The organism is Staphylococcus sp. TCBT05, from assembly GCF_055179755.1.
The window spans coordinates 971327-983837 of sequence record NZ_JBUQDQ010000038.1 but is presented as its reverse complement, the minus strand read 5'-3'; the positions used below and the strand labels follow the sequence as shown (position 1 = coordinate 983837).

At 32.6% G+C, this 12511-nt stretch carries 14 protein-coding genes and 1 riboswitch; of the genes, 11 read left to right on the top strand and 3 right to left on the bottom strand.

What is annotated here, in order from left to right:
• Positions 1-836 precede the first annotated feature (836 nt).
• Positions 837-1262, bottom strand: coding sequence for an organic hydroperoxide resistance protein (locus ACY191_RS11725; RefSeq protein ID WP_042739730.1), 426 nt, complete (start codon positions 1260-1262; stop codon positions 837-839).
• A gap of 328 nt (positions 1263-1590) precedes the next feature.
• Here ACY191_RS11725 and aroD point away from each other — a divergent pair, with 328 nt between their 5' ends.
• Both aroD and ACY191_RS11715 read left to right on the top strand, forming a co-directional pair.
• Complete coding sequence (gene aroD, locus ACY191_RS11720) at positions 1591-2310, top strand: type I 3-dehydroquinate dehydratase (RefSeq protein WP_107512404.1); 720 nt, start codon at positions 1591-1593, stop codon at positions 2308-2310.
• Positions 2311-2377: 67 nt separating this feature from the next.
• Entirely contained in the window at positions 2378-2917 is a 540-nt protein-coding gene (locus ACY191_RS11715) for a nitroreductase family protein (protein ID WP_229367065.1), read from the top strand.
• A 66-nt stretch (positions 2918-2983) separates the two neighbouring features.
• On the opposite strand, the gene ACY191_RS11710 is transcribed toward ACY191_RS11715, so the two are convergent.
• Complete coding sequence (locus ACY191_RS11710; protein ID WP_042739733.1) at positions 2984-3304, bottom strand: thioredoxin family protein; 321 nt, start codon at positions 3302-3304, stop codon at positions 2984-2986.
• Between the two features lie 142 nt (positions 3305-3446).
• Here ACY191_RS11710 and ACY191_RS11705 point away from each other — a divergent pair, with 142 nt between their 5' ends.
• The 7 genes from ACY191_RS11705 to ACY191_RS11675 all read left to right on the top strand — a co-directional run bounded on the left by ACY191_RS11705 (position 3447) and on the right by ACY191_RS11675 (position 8135).
• On the top strand, positions 3447-3800 hold the full coding sequence (locus ACY191_RS11705) for an arsenate reductase family protein (RefSeq protein ID WP_042739734.1): 354 nt from the start codon (positions 3447-3449) through the stop codon (positions 3798-3800).
• A gap of 174 nt (positions 3801-3974) precedes the next feature.
• Complete coding sequence (gene gcvH, locus ACY191_RS11700; protein ID WP_042739735.1) at positions 3975-4355, top strand: glycine cleavage system protein GcvH; 381 nt, start codon at positions 3975-3977, stop codon at positions 4353-4355.
• Positions 4356-4651: 296 nt separating this feature from the next.
• Positions 4652-5044 (top strand): toprim domain-containing protein, encoded by a 393-nt coding sequence (locus tag ACY191_RS11695; RefSeq protein ID WP_042739736.1) that lies wholly within the window; start codon positions 4652-4654, stop codon positions 5042-5044.
• A complete protein-coding gene (locus ACY191_RS11690; RefSeq protein ID WP_042739737.1) occupies positions 5041-5340 on the top strand; it encodes a thioredoxin family protein in 300 nt (99 codons plus the stop codon). Before ACY191_RS11695 ends, ACY191_RS11690 begins: the two co-directional genes overlap by 4 nt.
• A gap of 55 nt (positions 5341-5395) precedes the next feature.
• A riboswitch (SAM riboswitch) is annotated at positions 5396-5503 on the top strand.
• Between the two features lie 83 nt (positions 5504-5586).
• Entirely contained in the window at positions 5587-6612 is a 1026-nt protein-coding gene (locus ACY191_RS11685; RefSeq protein WP_042739738.1) for a methionine ABC transporter ATP-binding protein, read from the top strand.
• Positions 6605-7300, top strand: a complete 696-nt coding sequence (locus ACY191_RS11680) for a methionine ABC transporter permease (RefSeq protein WP_042739739.1) — start codon at positions 6605-6607, stop codon at positions 7298-7300. Before ACY191_RS11685 ends, ACY191_RS11680 begins: the two co-directional genes overlap by 8 nt.
• 22 nt (positions 7301-7322) lie before the next feature.
• Positions 7323-8135 carry a MetQ/NlpA family ABC transporter substrate-binding protein gene (locus ACY191_RS11675; RefSeq protein WP_042739740.1) on the top strand — a complete coding sequence of 271 codons (813 nt, stop codon included), beginning with the start codon at positions 7323-7325 and terminating at the stop codon, positions 8133-8135.
• Positions 8136-8756: 621 nt separating this feature from the next.
• Here ACY191_RS11675 and ACY191_RS11670 read toward each other — a convergent pair.
• Entirely contained in the window at positions 8757-9785 is a 1029-nt protein-coding gene (locus ACY191_RS11670; RefSeq protein WP_229367066.1) for a hemolysin family protein, read from the bottom strand.
• A 442-nt stretch (positions 9786-10227) separates the two neighbouring features.
• On the opposite strand from ACY191_RS11670, the gene sufC reads away from it, so the two are divergent.
• Both sufC and sufD read left to right on the top strand, forming a co-directional pair.
• Positions 10228-10989 carry a Fe-S cluster assembly ATPase SufC gene (gene sufC / locus ACY191_RS11665; RefSeq protein WP_229367067.1) on the top strand — a complete coding sequence of 254 codons (762 nt, stop codon included), beginning with the start codon at positions 10228-10230 and terminating at the stop codon, positions 10987-10989.
• 97 nt (positions 10990-11086) lie between these two features.
• Complete coding sequence (sufD, locus tag ACY191_RS11660; RefSeq protein WP_042739743.1) at positions 11087-12394, top strand: Fe-S cluster assembly protein SufD; 1308 nt, start codon at positions 11087-11089, stop codon at positions 12392-12394.
• Positions 12395-12511: the final 117 nt, after the last annotated feature.

Here is a 12511-nt window from a genome sequence, read left to right as displayed (position 1 = left end):
CTGATTGCTTTTTTGGTTTTAATTACTTATTTTATCTTAAATGATAAAGATGACAGATTCTAATATTTATTTGATGGTTTATAAAAAGAAATCAAGATTTGAACAAAAAAGATTTTGGGACAAAAATCCTAGAAAAATAGCACTCAGATGAATGAATTAAATTTATCTGAGTGCTATTTTAATATTACATATTGTTGGCTCGCTTTCCTAGGGGACAGCTTCAGCCTGTAGTCTTCAGCTTGTCCTGTTCCCACAGGAGTCTCGCCAACATACTGCAAAAAATAATGTTTTATATTGAAATACAAATGTTAAACTTTTATAAGAATGTAAATCATGAAATATCCATTTTTCTTATCTACTGTTTTATGTTCAATATTATAAATTATAGGCTCGCTTTCCTAGGGGACAGCTTCAGCCTGTAGTCTTCAGCTTGTCCTGTTCCCACAGGAGTCTCGCCAAAATACGTCGATTTAATAAAAAATTCACGTTAAAATATACTTAATAAAATAAGGCCTTTTCATATAATTTGATAATCACTACTAAGTTAATTTAACGAGGTGTCTTAAATATAAAGATTATGACATTTTTCAACTTATGCTGCCAATGGCAATTTCAATACATATTTCTTTAAATGATATGTCATGCTATGTTAATACAATCATTGAAATAATCTCTGACAATAAAACAAATGAATTCAAACATCATCATGGAACGATGTCTTATCATTCTAAATGAATATTAAAAAGGCAATTTCTATATGATTTCAATAGAAATTGCCTTCTTATCGTTGTCCAAGAAATTTGTTTCTTAGACGCTTTTGATTTTATATTAAGTGCTTATTTTACTACTTCAACACTTAAATCTACATCAATATTGCCACGTGTTGCTTTTGAATATGGGCAAAAGTCGTGTGCATCTTGTAAATACTTTTCAGCATCTTCTTGTGATAATACATCTTTCACTTTTGCATCTATTGAGACGCTTAATTTTGGACTTTCTGCTTCAGGATCGTCTTCTAAACGGACTGTTAAAGTTACTTCTGGTTCTGCACCACGAACTTTATTTTGTTTTAAAATTAAATCAAATGCACCATTAAAGCATGACGCATAACCTGCTGCGAATAATTGTTCAGGATTTGTACCCTTTTCAGCATCAGCTTGAGCTGGTGGAATTACCGCTACGTCAATTGCTTTGTCATCAGTTTGAACGTGTCCATTACGTCCACCTGTATTTGTTGCTTTCGTTTCATATTTTACTGCCATTTAAAATACCTCCTTTAGGTCTTTATTCTTATGTCTACCCATTGTATAAAATTTAAACCATAGGAATTCGTTTTCATTATAAAATAAATTTTAATATGGTTGATGCAATATGCATATACCATCAAATTGGAGTGTATTATAGGCAGAAATGACTCAGGTTATGTAACGGGACTAGTTGTAATAAATAACTTTATCGTGGTATGAAATGAATAGCGCAGTAAATGTGTTATGTATTGCTGATTCTGCTGAAAATAATAACTTGGCATTGTGTTATTTTCAAAATTTGTTATACAATAATTTTAATTATCTTATAAAGGGAGTACATATAATGACAAAAGTCGATATTGCTGTGACGATAGCTCCAGAAAATAAAATAACTGAAGAAACACTACAACAATTAAAATTGTATAGTGACTCATTTGAAATTATTGAATTGCGCATAGATCAGTGGCAAGCGTACAATAATGAATTATTGGAGCAAACTATTGAGTCAATAAAAGAGTTGAATATCAATAAGCGATTATTGGTGACCTATAGAACGCAATCACAAGGTGGTGCAGGAACACTTGAAGATGATAATTATAGACAATTGTTATTCAATATTAGCAATGTCAATGGTGTTGATTTACTAGATATTGAATTTGACAAGTCTGTTAACAGAGATTTATTCATAGCACTTGTAAATGATGTGGAGTCACAAGGTGTGGAAACTGTATTGTCATATCATGATTTCAAACAAACGCCGCCTATAGAAGAATTAAAGCATTTATATTTTAAAATGCACCAATTGTCACCAAGCTATATCAAGGTTGCTGTGATGCCACATGACAAGATGGATGTGCTACGCTTGTTAGAAGTGGTTTCTGAAACCGCTGATACAGTATCAGAAAAAGTGATTGGCATATCAATGTCTAAATTAGGTATTGTTTCAAGGACTGCGCAAGGTGTATTTGGTGGAGTAGTTTCTTATGGTTGTTTGGATACACCGAAAGCACCTGGTCAAATTCATGTTGAAACATTGAGAGCACAGTTGAATCTATATGAGTAATTTGAAAATATCGTCATTCTACATTATAATTGATAATAGTTATCAATAGAGAAAGGGCGATATAACTATGGAACTGCAAGAGGCTATTTCACAACGTAGAAGTGTAAAAATCTTTAAGAGAGATATGACTATAGATGAAGATGCATTATATGATGCGATTAAAAAGGCTGCTGATGCACCTAACCATGGACACAGGGAACCGTGGAGAGTGATTCACGTTGCTAAAGATAGATTGGGAAATATGAGTAAACAACTAACTCAAATTGCGTTTCATGATAAACCGAAAAAGCAAGAAGATCACTATCAAGTCGTTACTAATTTAGGTGGTATGTTGGTCTTGATTTTAAAGGAAGACCCTCATCAATTAGAAGGTTTAGAAGATCATTTGGCGTTTGGTGCTTATGTACAAAATTTGATGCTATTGTTGCATGAAGCAGGAATAGGTACATGTTGGAAGACGCCGTCTTATATTTTTGACAAAGAAGTCCAAGCTCTATTTAATATTAAAGAAAACGAACGTTTACTAGGATTTTTATATTTAACTGACTTAGAAGATAAAATGAATTATAGACCACGACATACTGAAAATATAATTGAAAAGTTTTAGCCCATTAAAAAAGGAGTGAGACCAAGAAGTCTATATCAATAGATTTTAGTCTCACTCCTTAATTTATTATTTAAATGTTTCTGCTAAGAAAGATTCAACTTGTTCTGGTGATTTAGCATTTGCAGAATGTAAGTGTGCTAATTTATTTCCATCTTTAAATACGAGTAGACTTGGAATTCCCATCACTTCATTGTCTGCAGCTACATCTTCTAATTCATCTCTGTTAACTGTAAACCATTGGTAATCATTATATTTTTCAGTTATTGGATCAATCCACATATCCATAGCTTTACAATCAGGGCACCAGCCTGCTTCGAATTTAACAATGACTGGTTGATCACTTTGAATTGTCTCTTTAAATTGATCAGTTGTATTAATAGGTTGCATAATTAATTCTCCTTTTTGATAGATTAGTAATACTATTATAGCGAAATTATAATTCTAATAAAAAAAATTAGCTTAATAATTAGAGCGTTTTATGAATAAATTTGATATATTAGTGATAACTAGACATAGGAGGTACAGAATAATGATAAAATTTTACCAGTATCCTAATTGTACAACATGTAAAAAAGCAGCAAAATTCTTAAAAGACTATGGCGTTAGCTTTGAACCAATTGATATTGTACAACACACACCTACTAAGAGTGAATTTAAAGAAATTTTAGCTGGAACAGATATTGAAATTAATAAACTTTTCAATACGCATGGCGCAAAATACAGAGAGTTAGGTCTCAAAGATAAGATAAATGATTTAACAGATGATGAAAAACTAGATTTACTAGCTTCAAACGGTATGCTAGTTAAACGACCACTTGCTGTATCTGGTGATAAAGTGACTGTTGGCTTTAAAGAAGACGAATATAAACAAGTTTGGTTATAAGACAATATTAGTCATGGCAATCAAGTAAAGCATAATAAGTTTACAAAAAATGAAAACGCTTTATAAAAATGAGCGAAAAACGGTTGAAGGTGCAATGTTATCCCACTTTATAGTTGCCCTAATACCTTTCATATGGCATCATGAATATGTAATAACATTTAGGAGGGGATACTCGTGGCAGTACCAAACGAATTAAAATATTCTAAAGAACATGAATGGGTAAAAGTTGAAGGAAATACAGCAACAATTGGTATTACTGAATACGCTCAAAACGAATTAGGAGATATCGTATTCGTTGAATTACCAGAAGTTGATGATGAAATTAATGAAGGCGACACTTTTGGTAGTGTTGAATCTGTAAAAACTGTTTCTGAATTATATGCACCACTTTCAGGTAAAGTACTTAGCTCAAATGATGAGTTAGAGGATAGCCCTGAGTTTGTAAATGAATCACCATATGAAAAAGCATGGATGATTAAAATTGAATTAAGTGATGAAAGCCAATTAGAAGATTTATTATCAGCAGAACAATATTCTGAAATGATTGGTGAATAAACATGACTGAAACTCCTTGATCCTTTGAATCTGGGAGTTTTATTTTATATGTAAAAATAGTGCAAATTATATTAAGCGGATGAATAATCTTTAACAATATAAAAAGAAGATGTTATATGCTGTGGTAATGCATAAAATAGATGCAATAACTATATATGAACAATTAAGATATAGTCAAATTTATCTAGAGTGTGCAAAGGTTACATGATAAAAATGTAAATAATGTTTATGCTTATTAACTAATGTGAAAAACTTAATAGAAGAGAATAACTATCAACATTTAGAGGGTGGATATCATGACGATACTAAACCAAGTAATCATTGTCGAGGGGAAGTCCGACAAGAAGAGGGTAAAGCAAGTTATAGATCAGCCAATTGAAATTATTTGTACGAATGGTACAATGGGCGTTGATAAATTAGATGCAATGATTGAATCATTATATGGAAAACAAGTGCATATACTTGTTGATTCAGATAATGAAGGTGAAAAAATCCGTAAATGGTTTAAACGTTATTTAAGTGAAAGTCATCATATTAGAATTGATAAACAATATTGTGAAGTTGCAAAATGTCCAAAGCCATATCTCTCACGAGTTCTAGAAAAAAATGGATTTAAAGTAAAGGATGAAGAGAGCATGGCAAAGGCTCAAATAGATTATATAGCTGAAAGGGTTAGTTTATTAACATGAACGTAGCAAAAGAAACGCGTGTCGATATACATGAACACGATGATAAAGAGAAATCACTGGTGTTTGGCTATACACCTACGTGTGGAACATGTAAAATATCTGAACGAATGTTAGACATCGCTAATGAAATCTTACAATTACCAATTACGAAAGTGGATTTGAATTTTTATCCAGAATATAGCCAAAAGCACGAAATTCAATCTGTACCCGTACTAATAGTCATGTCAAAAGGCCAAGAGATAAAGCGTATTTACGCATTTCAGTCGGTACCTTATTTATTAGAAAATTTAAAATAGTTATTGACGAATCTCTAGTGCGATGGTAGGATTATTGATAATTAAATAAATGAAACTCTTATCACGAGAGGTGGAGGGATGTGCCCTACGAAGCCCGGCAACCGTCTGTAACAGAAATGGTGCCAATTCACAAAAAGTCTTGTTGGACTTTTGGAGATGAGAGAAGCGGCAAATGCTTTCTCTATTCTTCGGTGAACAAGGGAAAGCATTTTTTAATTGATAGAGCAATACAAGGAGGCAACTATGATGATTGAGTTAAATCAAATAGTGAAAAGGTACAAAACTAAGAAACAAGACGTACTTGCTGTAGATCATGTTGATTTAAGCATTCAATCAGGCTCAATCTTTGGGGTAGTTGGTTTTTCTGGTGCAGGAAAGAGTACTTTAATCAGACTCTTAAATAATCTCGAACAGCCTACTTCAGGAGACGTTATCATTGATGGCGATACTATAGGGAAACTATCAAAATCAGAATTACGTAAAAAACGTCAAAAAGTGAGCATGATATTTCAACATTTTAACTTACTATGGTCAAGAACGGTTTTAAATAATATTACGTTTCCATTAGAAATTGCAGGTGTTTCAAGATCAGAAGCGAAACAACGTGCACTAGAACTAGTGGAGCTAGTAGGATTGAAAGGTAGAGAGGACGCTTATCCGTCAGAACTATCTGGTGGTCAGAAACAACGTGTCGGTATTGCAAGAGCATTGGCTAATGAGCCGAATGTATTACTATGTGATGAAGCAACGAGTGCCCTTGACCCACAAACAACGGATGAAATCTTAGATTTGCTGTTGAAAATCAAGGAACAACGTAATTTAACAATTGTGATCATTACACACGAAATGCAAGTTATTAGACGCATATGTGATGAAGTAGCCGTGATGGAAAATGGCCGAGTCATTGAACAAGGTGCAGTAACATCTGTCTTTGAAAACCCACAACACGATGTGACAAAACGTTTTGTCAAAGATGATTTAAATGATGATTTTGATGAGTCTATTACTGATTTAGTACATATTGATGATAATTCGTATATCGTACGTTTGAACTTTACAGGTAATAATACGACTGAACCACTTATTTCATATATTACAAAAACACATGATATTGATGTGAACATATTGGAAGCGAATATCAAACATTCTAAAGACGGTTCCATCGGATTCTTGGTATTACATTTACCATCATTAGATTCAGAAAAGTTCGAAAAGTTCAAAAATGATTTAGAAGCGCAACATGTTTCATTGGAGGTGTTAAAGCATGGGTAATTCATTTAGTGACATACTCCAAGAAATGATTACAATGCCAAATGTTCAATGGAGTGAGGTTTGGATTGCAACATACGAGACATTGTATATGACAATTGTTTCTACGATATTTGCATTTATCTTTGGTTTAATTTTAGGTGTGTTATTATTCTTATCTGCTAAAAGTGATTCGAAGGCAGCTAGAATATTTTATAATATTGTATCGTTCATTGTTAACTTGTTCAGAGCGATACCATTCATTATCTTGATATTACTATTAATTCCTTTTACAAGCTTAGTACTTGGAACAATTAGTGGTCCTACTGGTGCTTTACCAGCACTAATTATCGGTGCTGCACCATTCTATGCACGATTAGTCGAAATTGCATTTAAAGAAATCGATAAAGGTGTTATCGAGGCAGCATGGTCAATGGGTGCAAATACTTGGACTGTAGTTAAAAAGGTATTAATACCTGAAGCAATGCCAGCATTAATCTCAGGTATTACGGTTACTGCCATAGCATTAGTTGGTTCAACGGCAATTGCCGGAGTTATTGGTGCAGGTGGGTTAGGTAACTTGGCATATTTAACTGGATTTACCCGAAACCAAAATGATGTCATTTTAGTTTCAACTATTTTAATACTTATTATTGTCTTTATCATTCAATTTATTGGTGATTGGGCTACAAATAAGATAGATAAGAGATAAAATTAAAAGGAGACTTAACGATATGAAAAAATTATTTAGTTTTGCTTCGGTTTTAGTTCTTGCACTTGTTTTAGCAGCTTGTGGTAATGGCGGCGGGAAAGATAAGACCATTACAGTTGGAGCATCACCAGCGCCACATGCAGAAATTTTGGAAAAGGCTAAACCATTACTTAAAGACAAAGGTTATAACTTAAAGATTAAAACAATTAACGACTACACTACGCCAAATAAATTATTAAATAAAGGTGAATTGGATGCAAACTTCTTCCAACATACACCATATTTAAAAACAGATAAAAAAGACAAAGGTTATAAAATTGAATCTGCTGGTAACGTACACTTAGAGCCAATGGCTGTATATTCTAAAAAATATAAAAGCTTAAAAGACTTACCAAAAGGTGCAACAGTTTACGTATCAAACAACCCAGCTGAAGAAGGTAGATTCTTAAAATTCTTCGTTGATGAAGGCTTAATCAAATTGAAAAAAGGTGTAAAACCTGAAGACGCAACATTTAAAGATATCACTGAAAACAAAAAAGATATTAAATTTAACAACAAACAATCTGCAGAATACTTACCTAAGATCTATCAAAACCAAAAAGCAGATGCTGTAATTATTAACTCAAACTTTGCTATCGATCAAAAATTAAGTCCACAAAAAGATTCAATTGTTGTTGAGAAAGCAAAAGATAATCCATATGCTAACTTAATCGCAGTTAAAGAAGGACACAAAGACGATAAGAAAATCAAAGCATTAATGGAAGTATTACATTCTAAAGAAATCAAAGACTACATTAATAAAAAATATGATGGTGCAGTAGTACCAGCAAAATAATATTGAATATAGTCCATCCCTCTCTAGCCGTAATGGTTAGTGGGGGATTTTTTATATTAAAGAGTTTAAATAATGTCTCTCAAATAACTATAAATAGTTAAGGAAGAAATGTGACTCCTCAGTAAATGTTTAAATATAAATTAAAGTGTATACATTAATATTAAAGGGCGATTAATGATACTATATCGCTATTTAAAATCATATATTAAGTGTTAATAATAAGAGATACAAATGAGGTACGTACTTATGAATGTTGGACTGATATTAGTAATAGTTATTTGTTGTGGGTTATTACCAGTAATTATTTCAATAAATGAAAAGAAGAAAAAATAGTTCCTGCCGTTTAGAACTATGGGAGTTTGAGACATATTAAATATGAGCAAGAGATATTTGATAAATATTGTGTTATAGCGTAGTGGGGTGTGTGGAAGCAAATGGTCAAGTTATAAGGTCGATTTGAACAGGATGTGTTGAAGTGTGTAGTGGTCAGTTGAAAGCAATCTGACTATTAATAGTATCGTAAATAAATTTATTGTTAGTACATAAATAAAAAAAGAACAAACACTCAATAAATGAGATGTCTGTTCCTTTAAAAGAATATTCAATTACTTAACTTATAAATTAAACATGATCGTGCTCATCTTTGATGTCGCCGACGATTTTTTCTAAGATGTTTTCCATAGTTACGATACCAAGAGGTTGTTGCTTGTCATCTTCGATTAACGCAATATGAATTTGATGTGCTTTCATTTGTTCTAAAGCGTAATGTGCTTTGGTGTCGGGCTTTAATTTAAGAATTGAATTGGTAATTGTCTCGAGTGAAGTAACATTATCTTTGAGTAAATCTTTGGCATGAATATAGCCGATAATATTACTTTTTTCTCCTTTATACACAGGGAATCTTGTGTAATGTGCCTTGCTAATATAAGACTTTGTGTCATCATAACTATCTTGTACATTAATCACAGCTACATCTGCCATTGCTACATACCCATCTTGAAGTTTCATTTCGTCAAAGGCAAACGCTCTGTTGATATGCGTTAATTCATTTTGCGAAATTTCTCCACCAGCATGACTTTCTTTCAATAGTAACTTGATTTCTTCCTCAGAATGATATATTTCACTTTCCTTTGCAGGCGTCATACCAAATAACTTTAATATTAATGTCGCTGAACCGTTAAGTATAAAAATAAATGGATAAAATAATTTAGAAAACAAGATTATAGGTTTTGCGATTAATAAAGTAATTTGTTCGGCTTTTTGGATAGCGATTGTCTTTGGTGCCATCTCACCAATCGCAACGTGTAAATAAGTTGCAATAACAAATGCGCCTATAAGTGTGAAAACATGTATCAAAGTGTCTGAAAGTCCTAAACTACTGAACAATGGATGTAGTATGAATTCGAATGTCGATTCACCAACCATACCGATACCTAGAGCCGTTATCGTGATACCCAACTGACAGGCAGCTAAATATTCGTCGAGATTGGACACGACTTGTTGTGCAGCACGTGCTCGCTTGTTATTCTGTTTTGCGAGTGTGTTAATGCGTGATGATCTCACCTTTACGATAGCAAACTCGGTCGCTACGAAAAATGCTGTTAATGCTAATAAAATGATAAAAGTCAATAAACTAAATAAGGTTCCCAATAAAGAATTAATTCCTCCTAAATAATTAAGTTCAATCATATTGATTGAACTATTATTATAAATAAATCAAAAATAAAAGTCTAATGTAAAGAATGAATTTTATAGTTAAAATACACAAAAATTAAATGAGCAAATTCAATTATTACATTCTATTAATGAGTGTATATTGATTCTATGATAAGCGCATATTTTGATTTATATGTCTAAATTATAGTATTGAGAACATTACTTCATATTTTATCAGTTAATCAATTCTTAGTATCATTATCAAAAATCATTGTGTTTTAAGAACTATTTTAATTTAGCGCTTGAAAAGGTTTATATTCGGATGTAACTACGTTATAATTATTAGTTGTAATATGATTTTAGTCTTTTGACTGTAGATTAAAATTATTATAAACTAGTAAGGAAAAACATATCATATATTACGGAGGGAATATGTATGCCATCTACATTAGAAATTAAAGACCTACATGTGTCTATTGAAGATAAAGAGATTTTAAAAGGTGTTAACTTAACAATCAAAACTGGTGAAATACATGCAATCATGGGGCCAAACGGTACTGGTAAATCAACATTATCATCAGCTATCATGGGACACCCAAGCTACGAAGTAACTCAAGGTGAAGTATTATTAGACGGTGTTAACATTTTAGAATTAGAAGTTGATGAACGTGCAAAAGCAGGATTATTCCTAGCTATGCAATATCCATCTGAAATCACAGGTGTAACAAATGCAGATTTCATGCGTTCAGCTATTAATGCAAAACGTGAAGAAGGCGAAGAAATCAACTTAATGCAATTCATTAAAAAATTAGACAAAGAAATGGATTTCTTAGATATCGATCAAGATATGGCACAACGTTATCTTAACGAAGGTTTCTCTGGTGGGGAGAAAAAACGTAACGAAATCTTACAATTAATGATGTTAGAACCTAAATTTGCTATTTTAGATGAAATCGACTCAGGTCTTGATATCGACGCACTTAAAGTAGTTTCAAAAGGTATTAACCAAATGCGTGGAGATGAGTTTGGTTCATTAATCATCACTCACTATCAACGTCTATTAAACTATATTACACCAGATCACGTACACGTAATGTTCGGTGGTAAAGTTGTAACTTCAGGCGGTCCTGAATTAGCAAAACGTCTTGAAGAAGAAGGCTATGAATGGGTTAAAGAAGAGTACGGTGCTACAGAATAAATCTGAACTTTTATGCAAAAAATAAGATGAAGATTTAAGGCATTCATTATTGCCAAAGGATTTAAATCATACGATCATCAAATGGGAGGAAAAAAGTATGACGACTGAAACTTTAAACATTTCTGAAGCGCAACTTGTTGAGTATTCACAAGCCCATAATGAGCCAGCTTGGATGACAGAATTACGTAAAGAAGCGTTGAAATTAACTGAAACTTTAGAAATGCCAAAACCAGATAAAACGAAAATTAATAGATGGGACTTCGACTCATTTAAACAACATGAAACAACTGGAAGTGTATTCCAGTCATTAGAAGAATTACCAAATGCAGTAAAAGAAATTATAGATGTAGAAAATTCTGATAATCTAATTATTCAACACAATAATACATTAGCTTTTTCAAAAGTATCTGAATCAGCTACAAAAGATGGTGTAGTCGTTGAAGGTCTATCAGAAGCCTTGGTAAATCACCCAGAGCTAGTTAAACAATATTTAATGACAGAAACAGTTGCTCTAGATGAACATAGATTAACTGCTTTGCATACTGCATTAATTAACGGTGGTGTGTTTGTATACGTACCGAAAAATGTTGTAGTAGAAAACCCTATACAATATGTTGTATTACATGACGATGCTAATGCTAGTCTATACAATCATGTTATTATCGCTACTGAAGAAAGTGCTGAAGTAACTTACGTTGAGAACTATTTATCTACTGCAAGTGGTGAAGGTAATCAAATTAACATCATTTCAGAGGTAAATGCTGGAAAGAATTCTACAATCACTTATGGTTCTGTGGATTATTTAGATAAAGGATTCACTGGACACATTATTCGACGTGGTATCACAGCTGAAGATGCAACGATTAACTGGGCGTTAGGTTTAATGAACGAAGGTAGCCAAATTATTGATAATTCAACTAATTTAATTGGTGACCGTTCAGAAAGTGCCTTGAAATCAGTTGTCGTTGGTACTGGAGACCAAAAAATCAACTTAACTTCTAAGATTGTACAATATGGTAAAGATACGAATGGTTATATCTTGAAACACGGTGTAATGAGAGAAAATGCTTCTACTGTATTCAATGGTATTGGCTATATCAAACATGGTGGTACAAGATCAATTGCGAACCAAGAATCTCGTGTATTGATGCTTTCTGAAAATGCACGTGGCGATGCGAACCCAATCTTACTTATCGATGAAGATGATGTGGAAGCTGGTCACGCAGCATCAGTTGGACGTGTTGACCCTGAACAATTGTATTATTTAATGAGTCGTGGTATCTCACGTGAAGAAGCTGAAAGACTTGTTATTCATGGTTTCTTAGACCCTGTTGTTCGTGAATTACCTATTGAGGACGTTAAGCGTCAATTACGTGAAGTTATTGAATTAAAAGTAAACAAATAATAAATAGTTAAGCAATCAGAGTAATGTTAGGACAATAGTCATGAAAGAAACGATTATGCTGTAGTAAAGTATTGGTTTAGCATAATGATGTTTCGCCTTAACAAAGGACTGATTATA